The organism is Comamonas sp. MYb396 (assembly GCF_037479555.1).
GTDB lineage: Bacteria > Pseudomonadota > Gammaproteobacteria > Burkholderiales > Burkholderiaceae_C > Comamonas.
In genome coordinates, this window is record NZ_JBBGYU010000014.1 from 1 (window position 1) to 18,103 (window position 18,103).

The 18,103-nt window shown below is 60.4% G+C and carries 22 protein-coding genes and 1 tRNA gene; 18 read left to right on the forward strand and 5 right to left on the reverse strand.

Features of this window, described 5'->3' with window-relative positions; genetic code table 11:
• Positions 1-138: 138 nt before the first annotated feature.
• Together WH265_RS23400 and WH265_RS23405 are read right to left on the reverse strand one after the other, a co-directional pair.
• Positions 139-921: an SAM-dependent methyltransferase gene (locus WH265_RS23400; protein WP_339559828.1), complete on the reverse strand. Its 783-nt coding sequence runs from the start codon at positions 919-921 to the stop codon at positions 139-141.
• Positions 918-1,514 (reverse strand): Maf family nucleotide pyrophosphatase, encoded by a 597-nt coding sequence (locus tag WH265_RS23405; protein ID WP_339518261.1) that lies wholly within the window; start codon positions 1,512-1,514, stop codon positions 918-920. Before WH265_RS23405 ends, WH265_RS23400 begins: the two co-directional genes overlap by 4 nt.
• A 26-nt stretch (positions 1,515-1,540) precedes the next feature.
• Between WH265_RS23405 and WH265_RS23410 the strand changes: the two genes are divergently transcribed.
• The 12 genes from WH265_RS23410 to WH265_RS23465 all read left to right on the forward strand — a co-directional run bounded on the left by WH265_RS23410 (position 1,541) and on the right by WH265_RS23465 (position 11,917).
• Positions 1,541-2,098 carry a YceD family protein gene (locus tag WH265_RS23410; RefSeq protein WP_339518259.1) on the forward strand — a complete coding sequence of 186 codons (558 nt, stop codon included), beginning with the start codon at positions 1,541-1,543 and terminating at the stop codon, positions 2,096-2,098.
• 155 nt (positions 2,099-2,253) lie between these two features.
• Entirely contained in the window at positions 2,254-2,436 is a 183-nt protein-coding gene (gene rpmF, locus WH265_RS23415; protein WP_021027949.1) for a 50S ribosomal protein L32, read from the forward strand.
• A 129-nt stretch (positions 2,437-2,565) separates the two neighbouring features.
• Positions 2,566-3,618: a phosphate acyltransferase PlsX gene (plsX, locus tag WH265_RS23420; RefSeq protein ID WP_021027950.1), complete on the forward strand. Its 1,053-nt coding sequence runs from the start codon at positions 2,566-2,568 to the stop codon at positions 3,616-3,618.
• Between the two features lie 5 nt (positions 3,619-3,623).
• Positions 3,624-4,604 (forward strand): beta-ketoacyl-ACP synthase III, encoded by a 981-nt coding sequence (locus WH265_RS23425; RefSeq protein ID WP_312988766.1) that lies wholly within the window; start codon positions 3,624-3,626, stop codon positions 4,602-4,604.
• A 65-nt stretch (positions 4,605-4,669) separates the two neighbouring features.
• The gene (gene fabD, locus WH265_RS23430) at positions 4,670-5,614 is read left to right on the forward strand and encodes an ACP S-malonyltransferase (RefSeq protein ID WP_339559829.1); all 945 of its coding nucleotides are present in this window, start codon (positions 4,670-4,672) and stop codon (positions 5,612-5,614) included.
• Positions 5,611-6,357 carry a 3-oxoacyl-ACP reductase FabG gene (gene fabG / locus WH265_RS23435; protein ID WP_339559830.1) on the forward strand — a complete coding sequence of 249 codons (747 nt, stop codon included), beginning with the start codon at positions 5,611-5,613 and terminating at the stop codon, positions 6,355-6,357. Before fabD ends, fabG begins: the two co-directional genes overlap by 4 nt.
• Positions 6,358-6,462: 105 nt before the next feature.
• Entirely contained in the window at positions 6,463-6,702 is a 240-nt protein-coding gene (gene acpP / locus WH265_RS23440) for an acyl carrier protein (RefSeq protein ID WP_021027954.1), read from the forward strand.
• A gap of 84 nt (positions 6,703-6,786) precedes the next feature.
• Entirely contained in the window at positions 6,787-8,031 is a 1,245-nt protein-coding gene (gene fabF / locus WH265_RS23445; protein WP_021027955.1) for a beta-ketoacyl-ACP synthase II, read from the forward strand.
• Between the two features lie 214 nt (positions 8,032-8,245).
• On the forward strand, positions 8,246-8,704 hold the full coding sequence (locus WH265_RS23450) for a hypothetical protein (protein ID WP_339559831.1): 459 nt from the start codon (positions 8,246-8,248) through the stop codon (positions 8,702-8,704).
• Positions 8,705-8,765: 61 nt separating this feature from the next.
• Positions 8,766-9,401, forward strand: a complete 636-nt coding sequence (gene rpoE, locus WH265_RS23455) for an RNA polymerase sigma factor RpoE (protein ID WP_182343191.1) — start codon at positions 8,766-8,768, stop codon at positions 9,399-9,401.
• Positions 9,402-9,457: 56 nt separating this feature from the next.
• A complete protein-coding gene (locus WH265_RS23460; protein WP_339559832.1) occupies positions 9,458-10,225 on the forward strand; it encodes a sigma-E factor negative regulatory protein in 768 nt (255 codons plus the stop codon).
• Between the two features lie 219 nt (positions 10,226-10,444).
• Positions 10,445-11,917 (forward strand): DegQ family serine endoprotease, encoded by a 1,473-nt coding sequence (locus tag WH265_RS23465; RefSeq protein WP_043341130.1) that lies wholly within the window; start codon positions 10,445-10,447, stop codon positions 11,915-11,917.
• A gap of 150 nt (positions 11,918-12,067) precedes the next feature.
• Here the strand turns inward: WH265_RS23465 and WH265_RS23470 are convergent.
• Positions 12,068-12,144 (reverse strand) — tRNA-Arg (locus WH265_RS23470).
• A 325-nt stretch (positions 12,145-12,469) separates the two neighbouring features.
• Between WH265_RS23470 and WH265_RS23475 the strand changes: the two genes are divergently transcribed.
• Complete coding sequence (locus tag WH265_RS23475) at positions 12,470-12,820, forward strand: hypothetical protein (protein WP_339559833.1); 351 nt, start codon at positions 12,470-12,472, stop codon at positions 12,818-12,820.
• A 140-nt stretch (positions 12,821-12,960) separates the two neighbouring features.
• Positions 12,961-14,148, forward strand: a complete 1,188-nt coding sequence (locus WH265_RS23480) for a hypothetical protein (RefSeq protein ID WP_339559834.1) — start codon at positions 12,961-12,963, stop codon at positions 14,146-14,148.
• On the opposite strand, the gene WH265_RS23485 is transcribed toward WH265_RS23480, so the two are convergent.
• Positions 14,086-14,562, reverse strand: coding sequence for a hypothetical protein (locus WH265_RS23485; protein WP_339559835.1), 477 nt, complete (start codon positions 14,560-14,562; stop codon positions 14,086-14,088). The two genes, WH265_RS23480 and WH265_RS23485, sit on opposite strands and share 63 nt — an antisense overlap.
• A 192-nt stretch (positions 14,563-14,754) precedes the next feature.
• Positions 14,755-15,096, reverse strand: coding sequence for a hypothetical protein (locus WH265_RS23490; protein ID WP_339559836.1), 342 nt, complete (start codon positions 15,094-15,096; stop codon positions 14,755-14,757).
• Positions 15,097-15,422: 326 nt separating this feature from the next.
• On the opposite strand from WH265_RS23490, the gene WH265_RS23495 reads away from it, so the two are divergent.
• Genes WH265_RS23495 through WH265_RS23510 form a run of 4 tightly spaced genes read left to right on the forward strand, consistent with a single transcriptional unit; the run spans position 15,423 to position 17,874 of the window.
• The gene (locus tag WH265_RS23495; protein WP_339559837.1) at positions 15,423-16,439 is read left to right on the forward strand and encodes a CsgG/HfaB family protein; all 1,017 of its coding nucleotides are present in this window, start codon (positions 15,423-15,425) and stop codon (positions 16,437-16,439) included.
• A 2-nt stretch (positions 16,440-16,441) separates the two neighbouring features.
• On the forward strand, positions 16,442-16,780 hold the full coding sequence (locus tag WH265_RS23500) for a hypothetical protein (protein ID WP_116927115.1): 339 nt from the start codon (positions 16,442-16,444) through the stop codon (positions 16,778-16,780).
• 12 nt (positions 16,781-16,792) lie between these two features.
• A complete protein-coding gene (locus WH265_RS23505) occupies positions 16,793-17,227 on the forward strand; it encodes a DUF4810 domain-containing protein (RefSeq protein ID WP_339559838.1) in 435 nt (144 codons plus the stop codon).
• Positions 17,224-17,874, forward strand: coding sequence for a DUF799 domain-containing protein (locus WH265_RS23510; RefSeq protein ID WP_339559839.1), 651 nt, complete (start codon positions 17,224-17,226; stop codon positions 17,872-17,874). The genes WH265_RS23505 and WH265_RS23510 overlap by 4 nt, the downstream gene beginning before the upstream one ends.
• The last annotated feature ends 229 nt before the right edge of the window (positions 17,875-18,103 follow it).

The window sequence follows — 18,103 nt, forward strand, 5'->3', positions numbered from 1 at the left end:
AAGGTCTGCACATCGGCTTGCAAACTGACAAGAAAAAACCCCCGTTTGAAAAAACGGGGGTTTATCAGCAACCTGAGCGGTGCCCAGGCACCGCTTTTTTCATGGGTGTGCCGCAACGGCTGCAGCCATTAACAAGGCTTAGCGGCCAATGGCAAACACCATGGGGGTGCGGTTGTCCAGGTGGGTGTTGAGCGGTTTCCACTGCTTGACCAGGCGGCTTTGCGTGTTGGCACTCTCCAGGGTCAATCCGCTGGAGATGGACAGGCGCGTGTTGGGCTGCAGGGTCTGCAGCAAGGCGCCCAGCAGCGCCTGGTTGCGGTAGGGCGTCTCGATGAAGATCTGGGTCTGGCCCTGGCGCAGCGCCAGTTGCTCGAGCTCGCGCAGGCGGGCGCTGCGGTCGGAGGCGTCGCTGGGCACATAGCCGACAAACGCAAAGTTCTGGCCATTGAGGCCGCTGGCGGCCAGTGCCAGCAGCAGCGAGGTGGGGCCGACCAGCGGCACCACGTCGATGCCCGCGTCATGGGCGGCGCGCACCACCGAGCTGCCGGGGTCGGCAATCGCGGGCATGCCCGCTTCGCTCACCAGGCCCACATCATGGCCTTGCAGCGCAGCGGCAATCAGGCTGCTGCTGTCGCTGCCAGCGCTGGTCTGCGGGAGGTGGTCGCCTTTTTTATGGGCTTCGCGCGGCAGCTCGGTAATATTTTGCTGCTGCAGCGGCAGGGCCAGGGGCGCCACCACATCCACCCGCTTGAGAAAGGCGCGGCAGCTTTTGGCGTTCTCACAGACCCAGTGGGTGATGCGGGCGGCGGCTTGCACGGTGTGCAGCGGCAGCACATCGGTCAGCGGCGCCTCGGTGGCGCAGCCAAAATCGAGGGGGGTCGGCACCAGGAACAGGCGCCCTTTGGTCGTTTGTTGGTTCATGGCAACACCAGTCCGGCAGCGCGCAGCAAACGGGCTGTGCGGATCAAGGGCAGGCCGATCAAGGCGGTGGGGTCGTCGCTCTCGATGGCGTCGAGCAGGGTGATGCCCAGGCCTTCGCTCTTGGCGCTGCCGGCGCAGTCATAGGGCGTTTCTGCCAACAGATAGCGCTCGATCTCAGCGTCTTCGAGCGGGCGGAACACGGTGCGCACCACAGCGGTATCGGCCTGCGCAAAGCCAGTGGCCTGGCAGACCACGGCCACGGCGGTGTGGAACTGCATGCTTTGCCCGCTCATCGCACGCAGCTGCGCCACGGCCTTGTCATGCACCATCGGCTTGCCCAGCGGCTGGCCGTGCAGGTCGGCGACCTGGTCTGAGCCGATCACGATGGCATCGGGGTACTGGGCGGCCACCGCATGGGCCTTGGCCAGCGCCAGGCGCAGCGCCAGCGCGGCCGGGCTTTCGCCGGGCTGTGGGGTTTCATCCACATCGGGCGAGGCGGTCTCGAAGGGCAGGCGAAAGCGCGACAGGAGCTCCCGCCGGTAGCGGGAGGTGGAGCCCAGTACAAGGGCGCGGGGCATCAGGGATTCAGACATGCCCAGATTCTCTTACACTGGCGCGCATGACAAAGGAATTTTCAGTCAATCGCCTTGAGATCAAGGCTTTTGCCCACCAAAACGCTTCGCTGGAAGGCGAGTTGCCCCTGGGGCAGCTGGCCCGCTTGCTGGCCGAAGACCAGCGCGGCGAGGCCGCTGCGGCCGAGCCCGTGCGCTGGGTGCTCGATGGTGAATGGGTGGAATCGACCGGCGGCCCCGGCCAGGCCTGGCTGCATCTGCATGCCGAAACCCAGGTGCAGTTGCAGTGCCAGCGCTGCATGCGCCCGGTGGATGTGGCGGTGGAGAGCAGCCGCTCCTTCCGCTTTGTGAAGGACGAGGCCACGGCGGCGGCGCTCGATGACGAGAGCGAAGAGGATGTGCTGGTGCTGGCGCCCCAGATCGATGCGCTGGAGCTGATCGAGGATGAGCTGCTGATGGCCCTGCCCATGGTGCCGATGCACGAAGTCTGCCCCGTCGATGTGAAGCTGGAGTCCGCCACCCAGGATTTTGACGACCGCCCTGCGGAAAAAGCCAATCCCTTCGCGGCGCTGGCATCGCTGCGCATCGATAAAAACCAATCCTAGTTCGGGTGGCTTGAAGCCTGCTTGCGATCTTTGCTATAATTTGAGGCTTCGCGCGAATCCCTCGTGTCTTTAATGGGCTAGTCGCGTAAATTTCGGGCATGCGTTTGTGATTGCGCAGGCCATGTCACCAACCCTTTCAAGACTCAGGAGCCATCATGGCTGTTCAACAAAACAAGAAATCCCCTTCCAAGCGCGGCATGCACCGTTCGCACAACGCACTGAACGTGCCTGGCATCGCTGTGGAACCCACCACCGGTGAAACCCACATGCGTCACCACATCAGCCCCAACGGTTTCTACCGTGGCCGCCAAGTGCTGAAGAACAAGTCGGAAGCCTAAGCCATAGCTGTATAAAAAAGGCCCGCAGCTACATAGTAGCGCGGGCCTTTTTTATTTCTTGCCAGTTTGCGGCGCGCTGCGCGCCGAGCTGGAACTCGGTGCGAACAACGTCAAAGAATTACCGAACGAATGATCACACTGGCCGTGGATTGCATGGGTGGGGACGCAGGTATCCGTGTCACGCTACCCGCATGCAAGAAGTTTTTGGATAGCCACCCTGATGCCCATCTGTTGATGGTCGGGCAGGCTGAGGCATTGCAGTCTTTTCAGCACGAGCGTGCCACCATCGTGCCTGCAAGCGAAGTGGTCACTATGGATGACCCGGTGGAAGTGGCCCTGCGCAAGAAGAAGGATTCTTCGATGCGGGTGGCCATCAGCCAGGTGAAGACAGGCGCCGCGCTGGCAGCCGTGTCGGCGGGCAATACCGGGGCGCTGATGGCCATTGCCCGTTATGTGCTCAAGACGCTGGAGGGCATCGATCGTCCGGCTATCGCCACCCAACTTCCCCACGCCAAGGGCGGCGCCACCACGGTGCTGGACCTGGGCGCCAATGTGGATTGCAGTGCAGAGCATCTGCTGCAGTTCGCCGTCATGGGCTCGGCCTTGGTCAGCGCCCTGGAAAACAAAGAAAACCCCACCGTTGGCCTGCTCAATATTGGTGAAGAAGCCATCAAGGGCAGCGAGGTCATTAAGCGCGCCGGCGAGCTGCTGCGCACCGCTGGCCAGTCGGGTTACCTCAATTTTTACGGCAATGTCGAAGGCAATGACATCTTCAAGGGCACGGTCGATATCGTGACCTGTGATGGCTTTGTCGGCAATGTCGCGCTCAAGGCCAGCGAAGGCGTGGCCAGCATGATCAGCAACGGGCTCAAACAAGAGTTCAAGCGCAACCTGCTCACGAAGATCGCCGCAGTGATCGCTTACCCGGTGCTGGCGCGCTTGATGAAGCGGGTGGACCACCGCCGCTACAATGGGGCTGCATTGCTCGGATTGCGCGGCCTGGTTTTCAAAAGCCATGGCTCGGCCGACGCGGTGGCGTATGAGCATGCCTTGCGGCGCGCCTATGATGCCGCCCGCAATGATTTGCTGGGGCGTGTGCAGACCAAGATTCAGACGGCAGCGCCCCTGCTGATGTCGGCAGACAGCAATGCTGCTGCCAAAACCGTGACGTCTCCTACCTGAATTCGATGAGTATTTATTCCCGCATTATCGGCACTGGCAGCTACTTGCCGCCACGTCGTGTCACCAATGATGAGTTGGCCGCTGAGATGGCCACGCGCGGTCTGGAAACCTCCGACGAGTGGATTGTGGAGCGCACCGGTATCAAGGCGCGCCATTTTGCAGCGCCTGATGTCGTAGCCAGCGATCTGGCGCTGGAGGCCTCGAAGAACGCGCTCCAGGCCGCCAATATCCAGGCCAGCGATATCGACCTGATCATCGTCGCAACCTCGACGCCGGACATGGTCTTCCCCTCGACCGCCGCGATCCTGCAGCACAAGCTGGGCATTGCCAATGGCTGCCCGGTGTTTGACATGCAGGCGGTGTGCAGCGGTTTTGTCTACGCACTGACGGTGGCGGACTCGATGATCAAGTCCGGCAGCGCCAAGCGCGTGCTGGTGGTGGGTGCCGAGGTATTCAGCCGCATTCTGGACTTCAATGACCGCACCACCTGCGTGCTGTTTGGCGATGGCGCCGGCGCTGTGGTGCTGGAGGCGTCTGACAAGCCCGGCATCCTGGCCACCGAGTTGCATGCCGATGGCAGCCATGTCGACATTCTGTGCGTGCCGGGCAATGTCTCGGGTGGCCAGGTGATTGGCTCGCCGCTGCTGCGCATGGATGGCCAGGCGGTGTTCAAGCTCGCCGTCGGTGTGCTGGACAAGGCCGCACGCGCCGCGCTGGAAAAGGCGAACATGCAGGAAGCCGATATCGATTGGCTGATTCCGCACCAGGCCAACCTGCGCATCATGATGAGCACGGCGCGCAAGCTCAAACTCGCGCCGGAGAAGGTCGTCGTCACCGTCGACCAGCATGGCAATACTTCGGCGGCCTCGATCCCGTTGGCGCTGGACCACGCCGTGCGCAGCGGCCAGGTCAAGCCCGGGCAGAATGTGATGCTCGAAGGCGTGGGCGGTGGCTTCACCTGGGGTGCGGTGCTGCTGACGATGTAGCAAGTCTCGGCGTTGCCGAGACCGCTGTCATCCGCTGATTGATAAAAAACTGATTGAACCGAGACATGAGCGCTTTTGCATTTGTATTTCCGGGCCAAGGCTCGCAGTCCGTGGGCATGCTCGATGCCTGGGGTGGCCACCCCGCCGTTGTCCAGGCGCTGCAAGAGGCCTCGGATGCGCTGGGCGAAGACCTGGGCGCGCTGATCCAGAACGGCCCCAAAGAAACGCTGGCGCTGACCGCCAACACCCAGCCCGTGATGCTGGTCGCTGGTGTGGCGGCATGGCGTGTCTGGCAAGCCGAAGGCGGCCCCATGCCGATAGCGGTTGCTGGCCACTCGCTGGGCGAGTATTCCGCCCTGGTGGCTGCCGGTGTGCTGACCCTGAGCCAGGCCGCGCCGCTGGTGCGCCTGCGGGGCGCTGCCATGCAAGAGGCCGTGCCTGTGGGTGCTGGCGCCATGGCGGCAGTGCTGGGCCTGGATGCCGACAAGGTCAAGGCCGTGTGCGCCCAGGTGACGGCCCAGCTGGGCGGCGCTGAAGTGGTCGAGGCGGTGAACTTCAACGACCCTGGCCAGACGGTCATCGCCGGCTCCAAGGCTGCGGTGGAAGCGGCCAGCCTGGCCGTGAAGGAAGCCGGTGCCAAGCGCGCGCTGCCGCTGCCCGTGTCTGCGCCTTTCCATTCCAGCCTGATGAAGCCCGCCGCTGAAAAGCTCAAGCTGGCGCTGGCAGAGCTGCAACTGGCTGCGCCCCAGATTCCTGTGCTCAACAACATCGATGTGGCGCTGCCTACCGATGCCGATGCCATCCGTGATGCGCTCTACCGCCAGGCCTTTGGCCCTGTGCGCTGGGTTGAGTGTGTGCAGCGCCTGCGTGCGCTGGGCGCCACCCACCTGGTCGAATGCGGCCCGGGCAAGGTGCTCACCGGCATGACCAAGCGCATCGACCCCGAACTCGTGGGTGTGGCCCTGTATGATCCCGCCACTTTGCAAGAAACCAAAGGAGCCATTGCATGACGGAAACCACCTCAATCGCCAAAGTTGCCCTCGTTACTGGCGCATCGCGCGGCATTGGCACCGCCATTGCCCAGGCACTCGGCGCTGCCGGCTACCAGGTGATCGGCACGGCAACCACCGAAGACGGCGCTGCCAAGATCTCGCAAGCGCTGTCGGCCTTTGCCGGCTCGCGTGGCGTGGCACTGGATGTGAACGATGGCGCTGCCGTTGACGCGCTGATTGACAGTCTGGTCAAGACCCAGGGCGGTCTGCATGTGCTGGTCAACAACGCCGGTATCACCCGCGACACCTTGGCCATGCGCATGAAGGACGAGGACTGGGATGCCGTGCTGGGCACCAATCTGAAGGCCGTGTTCGGTGCCAGCCGCGCCGCCATCCGTCCGATGATGAAGCAGCGTTTTGGCCGTATCATCAGCATCACCAGTGTGGTGGGTGCATCGGGCAATGCCGGTCAGGCCAACTACGCGGCCGCCAAGGCGGGTGTGGCAGGTATGACGCGCTCGCTGGCCAAGGAGCTGGGCAGCCGTGGCATCACGGTCAACTGCGTGGCGCCTGGTTTCATCGAGACCGATATGACGGCCCAGTTGCCCGAAGAGCAGAAGAAAGCACTGCAGTCGCAGATTGCCTTGGGCAAGCTGGGACAGCCGCAAGACATTGCCAACGCTGTGGTCTATTTGGCCTCAGATGGCGCCGGTTATGTGACCGGGCAGGAGTTGCATGTCAATGGCGGCATGTATATGTAGATTTGACGAAAGTTGAATGCCGTTTCCTCGCGACGGCAAGTTGCACTCAGGTATTGCTGAAGCAGCTAGAATCGCGGGTTCATTCACAACCCCCAGAGGGAAACCATGAGCGATATCGAAGCACGTGTCAAGAAAATCATCGCCGAGCAACTCGGCGTGGAAGAGTCTCAAGTAACGAACGAAAAGGCTTTTGTAGCCGACCTGGGCGCTGACTCGCTGGACACCGTGGAACTGGTGATGGCTTTGGAAGATGAGTTCGAGATCGAGATCCCTGACGAAGACGCAGAGAAGATCACGACGGTGCAGAACGCCATCGACTACGCCAACAGCCACCAAAAGGCTTAATTGATTGCGCATGCACTTGGCGCCCTTGTGGCGCAAGTGTCTTGCTGCCAATCTTCCGAGAGATCAACAAGAAAGTTGTAACGCATGAGTCGCCGTCGCGTCGTCGTGACTGGTCTGGGTTGCATCAGCCCCGTGGGTAACACGGTTGCTGAAGCCTGGTCCAACATTTTGGCCGGTCAATCCGGCATTGACCTCATTACCAAGTTCGACACCACCGATTTCAGCTGCAAGATTGCAGGTGAGGTCAAAGGTTTCGATCTTGAGTCCTATATGAGTGCCAAGGAAGCACGCACGATGGACTCCTTCATTCATTACGGCATTGCCGCTGCCCAAGAGGCAGTGAAAGACGCCGGCCTGCCTTTGGGCGAGGCACTGGATGAAGAGCTCGCAACTCGTATTGGCTGTGTGATTGGTTCTGGTATTGGTGGCCTGCCACTGATCGAGAACACGCACGGTGAATATGAGCGCCGTGGTGCGCGTCGCATCACGCCTTTCTTTGTTCCCGCGTCCATCATCAATATGGTCGCAGGTCATGTATCGATGCGTTTTGGCTTCAAGGGCCCGAACCTGTCGGTGGTGACTGCTTGCACGACAGGTTTGCACTGCATTGGTGAAGCCGGTCGCATGATTGAGTACGGCGATGCCGACGTCATGATTGCAGGTGGTACCGAAGCAACTGTTTCTCCATTGGGTGTGGGGGGGTTCGCAGCCATGCGCGCGCTGTCCACACGCAATGACGATCCCAAGGCGGCATCGCGCCCCTGGGACAAGGGCCGTGATGGCTTTGTGCTGGGTGAGGGTGCCGGTATCGTGGTGCTCGAAGAGTACGAGCATGCCAAGGCCCGTGGTGCCAAGATCTATGCCGAGTTGCTGGGTTATGGCATGAGCGCTGACGCCGGTCACATGACCGCGCCCAATATGGACGGCCCGCGCCGCGCCATGCTGGCCGCTCTGCGCAATGCAGGTGTCAACGCCGACCAGGTGGACTACCTCAATGCCCACGGCACTTCCACGCCGCTGGGAGACCTCAATGAGACCAATGCCATCAAGGCTGCCATGGGCGAGCACGCCAAGAAGTTGGTGGTCAGCTCGACCAAGTCCATGACCGGCCATTTGCTCGGTGGTGCTGGCGGTTTGGAAAGCGTCTTTACCGTGATGGCCTTGAAGGACCAGAAGATTCCCCCGACCATCAACTTGGTGGACCAGGATCCGGAATGCGACCTGGACTACTGCGCGAACACCGCGCGCGACGCCAAGCTGGACATCGCCGTCAAGAACAACTTTGGTTTTGGCGGCACCAACGGCACCTTGGTGTTCAAACGGGTTTGATGCGGGTTGGCGCCTGGTGCGCCGCCCCAGCCACGCTTGGATAAGGCCTCTGTGACAGAGGCCTTTGTTGTTTTTGCGCTGCCCCGGTCAACACGGTGTTGGAGCTTCAACACGGGGTTTGCCCTGCGGGATCGCTGATGGCTGCATTGCAAAATGGGGTGATGCCTCTGTCAATAGCCGCCCAGCCATGCTCCAGCATCGCCCAGCTGCCTTGATGGCCCTGCAGTCCTTTGCGCTGGTGGGCCCAAGCCGCGTCCGCCTGCTGTTGGCCGGCTGGGTGTGCCTGGTCACGGTGCTGTGCCTGGTCTGGATGCATGCAGCAGCTCCTTCGGCGCTGCCGCGCGCGCTGGCGGTGCTGGTGTTGGCGCTGGCCATCGGCGTGGTCTGGCGCATGCCGCTGTGGCCGCGGGGAACTTGTTTGTGCTGGACCGGCTCTCAGTGGTGCCTTGGGCAGGGCCCGCTGGCGCTGGAGCAGCGCCATGCGCTTGCGCAACTGGCTGTGCTGATGGATGGGCAATCCTGGATATTGCTGCAGGCCCAGGGGCTGCCAAGCCGGGGTCCCGGTCAGTGGCTGCTTGTGGCGAAAGCCGCTAATCCAGAGCGCTGGCCGGATATTCGTCGGGTTTTATACTCGTCGCTTGCCGCTGAACCGCAGAACATCCATCAGGTGTAAGCCTACAGCTGAACAACCACAACAATAGCTGCAAGCTTGTAGCGCCAAGAGGGCCTCTTTTATGACGGGAACGCCAACGGCCAGTACCCCGAATGCAAATGACAGCGATCTGCACCTGGTGCAGCGCACGGTGGCAGGAGATCAAAAAGCCTATGGCCTGCTGGTGCTCAAGTACCAGCGCCGCATCGAGCGCCTGATCGGGCGCATGGTGCGCGATGTGGATCTGGTGCCCGATCTGGCCCAGGAGACCTTTTTGCGTGCCTACCGCGCGCTGCCGCAGTTTCGGGGCGACGCGCAGTTCTACACCTGGCTCTACCGGATTGCCGTCAATACCGCCAAGAAGGCGATGGTCGAGCTCAGCCGCAATCCGGTGATGACCGAGAGTGCGCTGCGCGGAAAAGACGATGACGATGAAACTTATGTGCCCGGGCGTGAACTAACGACCGATGAGACGCCAGAAACGGTGATTGCCGCCCAGGAAATTGCCCAGGCTGTGAACACGGCGATGGACGCGCTGCCCGAGGACCTGCGACAGGCTATCGTGCTGCGCGAGATTGAAGGCATGTCTTATGAAGACATTGCCGCTGCGATGGATTGCCCCATCGGTACGGTACGGTCGCGTATTTTCCGCGCCCGCGAGGCGATTTCCGCCAAGGTAAAGCCCATGCTTGAACGCCAGTCTGGCAAGCGTTGGTAGCTGATATGAGTGTGATGACTGGCTGCAAGGGCCTGGGGCCCGCTAGGAATATGGCTATGAATCTCGAAAACCAAGCATCGAACAAGAGCACGCAGGCAGCCTGTGAGCAGCTGTCCGCCTGGGTCGATGGTGAGCTGGACGACCAGGCGCTCAGCCAGCTGCTGGCCGAGCTGCCGGAGTTGGCCCAGGACGAGGCCTGCTACGCCTCGGTGCAGTCCTACCAGGTCATTGGCGATCTGATGCGCTCGGCGCATGCGCCGTGCTCCGACAGCCTGGCATTTCTGGATGCGCTCAATGCCAAGCTGGCGCTGGAGCCGCCGTTGGTGGCCCAGGGCCAGCCCGCGCCAGGCGCGGTCGCCGTGCCGGCCGTGGCCGCAGCCGCTGTGCAGGCCGTCAAGCCGGCTGCTGGCGCGCAGGATGCCGCCAACCACTCGGTTTTCCGCTGGAAGATGGTGGCCGGCTTTGCCACCGTGGCCGCTGTGGCGATGGTGGGCTGGAACAGTATCGGCTTGCTCTCGGGTGGCGCCGGCCAAGAGGCACGCCAGCAGATGGCAGGTGCTGCTGCGCCGCAGGTGGTTGCATCGGCTGCATCGCCAAGGCCAGCGGCGTCCAATGCCCAAGGCCTGGTGCAGCAGCAAGTGACGGTGGGCCAGAACTCCAGCATCATGCTGCGTGATCCGCGCCTGGATGAATTGCTGGCGGCACGCGGCCAGATTGGCGGCACCGCCAATCTGCAGATGCCAGCGGGCTTCTTGCGCAATGCGACTTTCAATGCCGAAAAGCGCAGCGATGGCTGCGCCGACAAGGCATCGCGCCTGTGCTGATGATGCGCTGAACCCTTTGAAAAACACCTGTCTGGCAGGTGTTTTTTTATGCCTTTCGCGCACCGAGGCTTGAAACCTGTGGTTTACCGCCTATCTGATGGTGATGCACGCTTGGAACCTTGAGGCCTATTGCCCCTCCAATTGCGGCACGGCACCATGGGCAAAGCGTTTGAACCGCTGCGCATGCGCTGCCGCCATATTGTCAAATTGAGGAGTGATATGTCTCTAAAGCGTTGGAAGCCTTTTCAGATCAGTGCGCTGGCGGCCATCCTGTCCGTCAGCAGCGCAATGATGCTGCCGGCAGCAGCCCAGACCCCCGCACCTGCCGTGGTGCGTGGCCTGCCTGATTTCACCGACCTGGTCGACCAGGTGGGTCCATCGGTGGTCAATATCCGCACGATGGAGAAGGTGTCCAACCGCCAAAGCCAAAGCGGCCTCGACCCCGAGATGCTGGAGTTCTTCAAGCGCTTTGGTCTGCCGGTGCCCAGCATTCCCAAGCAGCAACGCCCCCAGCGACCTGGCGCCGATGGCGATGAGGTGCCCAGTGGCCTGGGCTCGGGCTTTATCCTGACGGCTGACGGCTATGTGATGACCAATGCGCATGTGGTCGATGGCGCCGATGAAGTGATCGTGACGCTGACCGACAAGCGCGAGTTCAAGGCCAAGATCGTGGGCGCCGATAAGCGCACCGATGTGGCCGTCGTGAAGATCGACGCCACCGGCCTGCCCGCCGTCAAGATTGGCGATGTGAACCGCCTGCGTGTGGGCGAGTGGGTGATGGCGATTGGCTCGCCCTTTGGCCTGGAAAACTCGGTGACCGCCGGCATTGTCTCGGCCAAGCAGCGCGATACCGGTGACTACCTGCCCTTTATCCAGACCGATGTGGCCATCAACCCCGGCAACTCGGGCGGCCCGCTGTTGAACATGCGCGGCGAAGTGGTGGGCATCAACAGCCAGATTTATTCGCGCTCGGGCGGCTTCATGGGTATCTCGTTCTCGATTCCTATCGATGAAGCGGTGCGCGTGAGCGACCAGCTGCGCGCGACCGGCCGCGTGGTGCGCGGCAAGATCGGTGTGCAAATCTCCACCGTGAGCAAGGATGTGGCTGAATCCATCGGTCTGGGCAAGGCCCAGGGCGCGATGGTGACGGGTGTGGAAAGCGGCTCGCCTGCGGAGAAGGCCGGCGTGGAAGCGGGCGACATCATCACCAAGTTCGATGGCAAGCCGCTGGAGAAGCTCGCGGATCTGCCGCGCTGGGTGGGCAATACCAAGCCAGGCTCGAAGAGCACCGTCACGGTGTTCCGCCGTGGCAAGACCTTGGACCTGCCGATCACCATCATCGAGATTCCGTCAGATGCCGCTGCAGATGCGGCGGCCACCAGCAAGGAGCCAGAGAAGTCCAAGCCTTCCACCGCTGCCCAGCAGCTGGGCCTGGTCGTCACGGATCTGACCGATGCACAGCGCAAGTCCATGCACCTCAAGGGGGGCGTGCAGATTGTGTCGGCCGATGAGGCTGCTGCCCGTGCTGGTCTCAAGCAAGGCGATGTGATCCTGGGGATTGCCAATACCGAGATCAATGACGTCAAGCAGTTTGACGCTGCCGTGGCCAAGGCCGACAAGTCCAAGCCCGTCAATGTGCTGTTCCGCCGGGGTGAGTGGACGCAGTATGTGCTGATTCGCCCAAGCAAATAAGCAATCAGCGCGTAGGCGCTGTGCTGACCACAAGCCGGTTTCCGCCATGGAAATCGGCTTTTTTCATGGATGGGTGTGAAAGAGCCAGGCACTGCCCAATACCCAATAACGAAAAAGCCTCAGAGCATTGCTACTCTGAGGCTTTACGTTTGGTGCGGCTGGCAGGAATCGAACCCACGACCCCTTGGTTCGTAGCCAAGTACTCTATCCAGCTGAGCTACAGCCGCTAAGCCGTCGATTATAGCACGCAATTTTTAGATGGTGCTGGTATTTTGATCTGATGGGATCGCTGAGAAGGCCGGGAAGCGTTTGCGGCATCCAAATCGGGCGGTCTTACCGCGTGACTGGAGACGCAGACGGGCACCAGCACTAGCCTGCAACGCGCAGGACAGCCGTAGTACATATTCACTAATTTTGGGGATTGACCGTGAGCGGGCCCGGTCCGATAGTTAGCAACATTGTTAATTTCTGTATATGGCTGCTGAAATGAGGTTGTGCAGGCGTTTGATCCTGGGGTGGTGGATGGCATCGGGCTGCTTGCTCGCGCATGCCGTGCCCACTGCTGTCTCGTCCCGAGACATGTCGGCGGACTACAACCTGGTGTCGCAGCACACGGCGGCAGAGAGCCAAGGGGCCTACGCAGGACGGCTGGCCAGCGCATGGGCGCAAGGGGTAGCCTTGCCCGGTACGGACATGCATGCGGCGGCCAGTACGCGAGTGCAAGACGATGAGACGGTGTACCACCGCGTGCGGCACAGCATGGAGGCCGTGACCGAGCAAGCGTCTGGCGTCCTGTCCAGACCCGCTCCCAAGCTGGGCGGGCTGGTGCTGGTGCTGCTGACGGTCTTTGCGCTGGTGCTGGGCTTTTTGAGCCTGCGCTGGCATCGTGAAACAGCGGAATGACCGCAGCTCTGGTGCTGACACCGTTGCTGCTGGCACCCCCACACATCCCCAAAAAACATCAGTGCGATAGAAATAAATAATAAAACGCTGGACTTGTTTACATCTAGAAACAACAATGCGTTCCAACGTTTGGAGTGACTATGAAGCTGTTGTTTCGCATCTGTTCAGTGGGCGCGGTCTGGTTTTGGGCATGCTTATGGGCACAGGGCGCGAGCGCTGCCGTGGTGGCTGCAGCGGATGTGGTGCCGGAGGCGACATTCCAATGGGGCAGCAGTGGCCCCAACCAGTGGGGGCAGGTGGGACTGACAGGCGCGGGCCTGGCGCAGGTCACTACCGATTTCCCGAACAGCGGCAATGGCTCACTGCGCCTTGACTTGCCCGTCACCTCGTCCAAGGCGGGACTGGCTTACTACCCTGCGGCGACCTTTGGCAAGCTGTCGGAGCTGACCACCGTCTCCTACCAATGGCTGGTGCACAGCACCGATGTGGTGGACCAGGCGCCCGTGCTGCGGCTGTACCTGCGCAATGCGCAAGGGGTGCATACGCAGACCCTGGTCTACACCCCGGACATCGCCGGCGTGCACGGTGTGGGACTGGGCCAATGGACCACCGCCGATATGCTCCACGGCATCGTTTGGCAAGGGCGCAGTGCGGCGCAAGGTGGCTTTGATCCCAACATCCGACGGCCATTTTCGGACTTCCAGGCCGACCCGCGCTTTGCCGACATGGTGGTCTTTGCAATCGAGGGTGGCGCCGGCAATGGCTCCAGCGGCTTTGTGGGTACTATCGACAATATCGAAGTGGTCGGGCCACTGGCCTCGGTATCGGCCAACTTCGAAGTGGTGCCGCCTACGGCCTCCATCCAGTGCGATAAGGCGCAGCTGTTGGATTCCGAGGGGCAGACTGCTAGCTGCACCCTGAGTTTGAGCCGGCCTGCAGAGACTGCGCTGACCGTGGGGCTGAGCACCTCGGGGGACGCTGCGCGCTACAGTGGTTGCGCCGGTCCGCTGGAGATTGCAGTGGGCGCCAGCACGGCGAGCTGCACGATCACGGCCACCGCCAATACCGTGAGAGGCGATGGCCAGGTCACCGTGTCGGTTGCCATCGCACCAGCGGCCAACCCTGGCGACTACAGCTTGCTGGCGGGCACATCGGTGGCTTCCATTCAGATTGCCAATGACGACGGGGAGGCTGCTGCGCCTGTGGTTATTCCTCCTTCTGTGGCCGTTCCCGTTCCTGGGCTGTCAGATGGAATGTTGGTGCTGTTATCGATGGGGCTGCTGGGCTGCGCTGCCTTTACCAGCCGGCGCATCACCCCTAGGATCTGAGGCATGGGGAGTGGGCCGATCTTGCGGTTTGGATAGGGGCAACCAGAGAGTCCATGTACAGGCCACCACGGTCGGCAGAAATGATGCACCCGCGAAATAGTGAAACGGGTACCACCAATACACCACCAACGCCAGGGCATACATGGCGGCTACCCCAACCAGAATACGACTCGCGATGCGCCATCCGATGTGATGCCTGGGCAGGACGATGCCCAGGCTTGACCAGAGCAAGAGATGCAGCGAATTGAGAAAGTTGTTGGCTATGGGAATCATGATGGCGTCGGCCTCGACGGGGTAGAGCATCGCATCCAGGTTGCTGATTAGCACCCATGTGGTCAGGATGTTGGCTAGAGCCAGTGCGCCGATGATGAGGCCAGCTGCTTGAGCTCGGGAGGAGGGCTTTGGAAGTTTCATTCCTCCATACTAAAAATCCCCTGTGTGGCGACGTTGAGCCCAGGGTGAGGCGGGAGTGAAGTCGGCGTATTTCTTCTTTGACTGCGACCACAGGAAAATTGAGCCGGCGCATAAGAAATACGGCGCTTGAATCCAAGAGGCGCGCTGAGCAAGCGCCTTGCCATTCTGGCCACTATGCATACCCCCTGTTGCTTAACTGGACAGTACACCTCCTATGGCAAAAATCGCTATCCCTGCGTACCAAGCTGCCAGAAAGCGCTTTCCTGTCGGTGTTTTTTGAGCGCAGACAACGGTATAAAACGGGACCAATAAGCAGAGCAGAAATTTTAAGGGTTGAGATCTGAACACAAAAATAGCCATTCCAAGCTGGGCCAGTATTGCCAAGGCAATGCCTGAGAGCAGCAGGCTGTGTCCAAGTAATGGGTGCATAGGTACAGAGATTTTTGAAGTCGTCCAATAGAGAGTAGTTTGCCGCTGCAGTTCAGTGGCAGTGTTGTGCAGGTGGAACGGCTTGGCGAGAGTGTGGTTGTTCAAATCTTAAAATTTGTCAACTCCGGTCTTGCAGCGTCTTCATATTTCTATGATGCATGGCGACGGATCGGGTCTCAGCCTCCGCTGCTACACATGGGGTGACCGAGCGAATTCCAGTCTCTATCGAGCGATGGCGACTGGGCATTCACGGTTTTCTCCATGGAGTGGGATGCAGCCGCGTAGACCATACAATTACTGCCTGTCACAAAAGCAATAAAACTTAACCTATAGTTGGGCACTCGCTCCAGTGATTTATTTTTGGCAGGACAAAGGTCTGGCATCTCTATGCGCAAAGACAGTCGTCCGGATTCTGACACCAAAGCTGATTTATGGGATTGAACGCAAAAGGAAGAGAAATGCGATTTGCATTAAAAGCGGGTACTTCAGGTGCACTAGTGGCAGTATTGCTGAGCTTGGGAGGGTGCGCCACGCAGCAAGCGCCGATCGAGACCAAGCAGGCGCCACAATCGCAGACTGAGCAAAAAGCAGCGCAAGCCAGCACCCTTGCGCAGGCAACGGCTACGCCAACGCTCAAGCGCAAGGTCGCCTTGGGACGTTTGTCCAATGAAACGGCCTATGGCCAGTCCCTGCTGCGCGACAAGGATGGAGATCCGTTGGGCAAGCAGGTGACGGATCTGTTCAGCAAGGCGTTGACGGAATCGGGTGCTTACCTGGTGTTTGAACGTCCAGACATCAGCAAGGTCCAGGCAGAAAGCCAGTTGGTCCAGCAAAAGCTCGACTTGATTGGCGTTGATGCTCTGATTGTCGGCTCCCTCTCCGAGTTCGGGCGCAAGACGGTTGGCAGTTCTGGCTTTGCATCGGCTTCGAAAAAGCAGGTGGCATTTGCCAAGGTCGATATCCGTTTGGTGGATACGCGCACGGGCCATGTATTTTTTGCCACATCCGGTGCGGGCGAAGCATCCAATGAGGTGTCGTCCACTTTTGGTTTTGGCTCGCGGGCCGGCTATGACGGCACGCTCAATGATGCTGCCATCCGTCAGGCTGTATCTGAAGCGGTGAGCAAGCTCTCCACTGAAATGAATCGCCGCCCCTGGTCGACTGCAATTCTCAAGGTGGAAGGCGGCCGTATCTACATCAGCGGTGGCAAGAGCCAGGGGCTGCAACCGGGCATGACGCTGGCGGTGCAGACGGCTGGTGAGCAGATCAAGTCGCCGCAGACCGGTGCCATCATCACCTTGCCAGGTCAGAAGATTGCACAGCTGCGTGTGGATGCGCTGTTTGGTGACAACGAACTCAACGAAGGTGCCGTCACCAGTGTGGTCTCGGGCGATCTGGGCAAGCACCCAGCCAATTCTCTGGTCGTGTTGCATGAGGGAGGAAAGTGAAAATGATGTTCAAGGGATTGCGTGGAGCCACGCTGGTGCTAGGTGCACTGATTGCAGGCGCAAGCCTCACCGCCTGTGTTCAGATGCCCACCGAAAAACAGGGTGTGGTGTCCCTCAAGCCACAGATCACTTTCCGTCTGGCCCATGAAAGCTTGGGCAATGCAGCCGTGGTGCTGGACGGTCTGCAGGTCGGCACGGCAGGTCAGTTCCAGGCAGGGCAAGCGGCCCTGCAAGTAGAGCCCGGAACGCATCAGCTCGTGGTGCAAGGCAGTGGCAACACGTTCATCAACGAGAAGTTCTACGTGGGTGACGGTGTGACCAAGACGTTCGACATTCGCTAAGAGTCAGTACACATGAAGTTTTTCGACAAGCATGTTCAAGGGCTGCGATCCGCTGCCCGGTATGCGGCTGCGGGAGCGGCGCTCGCGTTGATGACGGGTTGCGCAACCAATCAGAATCTGTACGAGTGGGGTGGCTACGATGCCGCGCTCTACAGCACCTACAAGAGCCCAGAGACGGTGGTAGAGCTGCAAACCAAGCTGGAAACCCATATCGCTGCGATGGCGCAGGCCAAGCAAAAGGTGGCACCAGGTCTGTATGCCGAGTTGGGATCGCTTTACCTGCAGGCAGGCAAGACCGATGAGGCCATCGCGCAGTACAACAAGGAGCGCGAACTCTGGCCGGAAAGCCGCACGCTGATGGATTCGATGATCAAGACGCTGGAGAGCCGCTCCAAAGCGACCCCGGCAACCAGCGACAAAAAGGCGAACGGGGAAGTCACATCATGAAGAGTCTCATCTCTCGAATCTCCACCTTGCTGCTGCTTGCAAGCAGCGCTTTGTTGGTAGGCTGCCAAACCACAGCGCCCAAGCGCGATCTGGCCGCCTATGAAGCCGCCAACCCGCGCTCGATCGTCGTCGTGCCGATCGTCAACAAGTCGCTGGATGTGGATGCACCCAACTATGTGCTGAGCGCATTGCCCGTGCCGATTGCGGAAAAAGGCTACTACGTCTTTCCGGTGAACACGACCAAGATGGTGCTGGAGCAGGAGGGCTTCTACGAGCCTGAGCGCGTGCATGAGCAACCGCCCGAGACCATCGCCAAGATGTTTGGGGCCGATGCGGTGCTGTTTGTGACCATCAACCAGTGGGATGCGCAGTACATCATTCTGTCGACGACAGTGACGGTGGACTTTGAGTACCGGCTTGTCAGTAAAACCGGTGAAGAGCTCTGGAAAAACACGCAGCGCATGCAATATTCCCCGAACAATTCCAACGGTGGCTTGATCGGGATGTTGGTCAGCGCAGCGATTGCCCGTGCCGCGCCCAACTACATGCCGCTGACAATACAGGCCAATAGCATGGCGCTGCGGACCGGGCAGAATGCACTGCTTGATGGCCCCTATCTGAAAGAGAAGCTACCGCAGCAAAAGTGATAAAGCGCGTCAAGCGCCTTCTGTGCGTATGCTTAAAAAGGCTCGATGGTATCGAGCCTTTTTGTATTGCTCGTTATCTCCAGGCCGCAGCAACCCTGCGCTTGGACGGCGCACCGGAGTCTCCGCCATGTACTTCTTTTCGGTACCCGGAGTGGCAGTTCTCCCACCCAATTAAGGTCGCCAGAAAAAAGGAGAGCTTGCGCTCTCCAGGATTCTTCCGTCTCAGTGT

Excerpts from the sequence above, each read along its gene's own strand:
- WH265_RS23400 (WP_339559828.1), bottom strand. The coding sequence starts at position 921 with ATGAACCAACAAACGACCAAAGGGCGCCTGTTCCTGGTGCCGACCCCC.
- WH265_RS23405 (WP_339518261.1), bottom strand. The coding sequence starts at position 1,514 with ATGTCTGAATCCCTGATGCCCCGCGCCCTTGTACTGGGCTCCACCTCC.
- WH265_RS23410 (WP_339518259.1), top strand. The coding sequence starts at position 1,541 with ATGACAAAGGAATTTTCAGTCAATCGCCTTGAGATCAAGGCTTTTGCC.
- rpmF (WP_021027949.1), top strand. The coding sequence starts at position 2,254 with ATGGCTGTTCAACAAAACAAGAAATCCCCTTCCAAGCGCGGCATGCAC.
- plsX (WP_021027950.1), top strand. The coding sequence starts at position 2,566 with ATGATCACACTGGCCGTGGATTGCATGGGTGGGGACGCAGGTATCCGT.
- WH265_RS23425 (WP_312988766.1), top strand. The coding sequence starts at position 3,624 with ATGAGTATTTATTCCCGCATTATCGGCACTGGCAGCTACTTGCCGCCA.
- fabD (WP_339559829.1), top strand. The coding sequence starts at position 4,670 with ATGAGCGCTTTTGCATTTGTATTTCCGGGCCAAGGCTCGCAGTCCGTG.
- fabG (WP_339559830.1), top strand. The coding sequence starts at position 5,611 with ATGACGGAAACCACCTCAATCGCCAAAGTTGCCCTCGTTACTGGCGCA.
- acpP (WP_021027954.1), top strand. The coding sequence starts at position 6,463 with ATGAGCGATATCGAAGCACGTGTCAAGAAAATCATCGCCGAGCAACTC.
- fabF (WP_021027955.1), top strand. The coding sequence starts at position 6,787 with ATGAGTCGCCGTCGCGTCGTCGTGACTGGTCTGGGTTGCATCAGCCCC.
- WH265_RS23450 (WP_339559831.1), top strand. The coding sequence starts at position 8,246 with ATGGCCCTGCAGTCCTTTGCGCTGGTGGGCCCAAGCCGCGTCCGCCTG.
- rpoE (WP_182343191.1), top strand. The coding sequence starts at position 8,766 with ATGACGGGAACGCCAACGGCCAGTACCCCGAATGCAAATGACAGCGAT.
- WH265_RS23460 (WP_339559832.1), top strand. The coding sequence starts at position 9,458 with ATGAATCTCGAAAACCAAGCATCGAACAAGAGCACGCAGGCAGCCTGT.
- WH265_RS23465 (WP_043341130.1), top strand. The coding sequence starts at position 10,445 with ATGTCTCTAAAGCGTTGGAAGCCTTTTCAGATCAGTGCGCTGGCGGCC.
- WH265_RS23480 (WP_339559834.1), top strand. The coding sequence starts at position 12,961 with ATGAAGCTGTTGTTTCGCATCTGTTCAGTGGGCGCGGTCTGGTTTTGG.
- WH265_RS23485 (WP_339559835.1), bottom strand. The coding sequence starts at position 14,562 with ATGAAACTTCCAAAGCCCTCCTCCCGAGCTCAAGCAGCTGGCCTCATC.
- WH265_RS23495 (WP_339559837.1), top strand. The coding sequence starts at position 15,423 with ATGGGATTGAACGCAAAAGGAAGAGAAATGCGATTTGCATTAAAAGCG.
- WH265_RS23500 (WP_116927115.1), top strand. The coding sequence starts at position 16,442 with ATGATGTTCAAGGGATTGCGTGGAGCCACGCTGGTGCTAGGTGCACTG.
- WH265_RS23505 (WP_339559838.1), top strand. The coding sequence starts at position 16,793 with ATGAAGTTTTTCGACAAGCATGTTCAAGGGCTGCGATCCGCTGCCCGG.
- WH265_RS23510 (WP_339559839.1), top strand. The coding sequence starts at position 17,224 with ATGAAGAGTCTCATCTCTCGAATCTCCACCTTGCTGCTGCTTGCAAGC.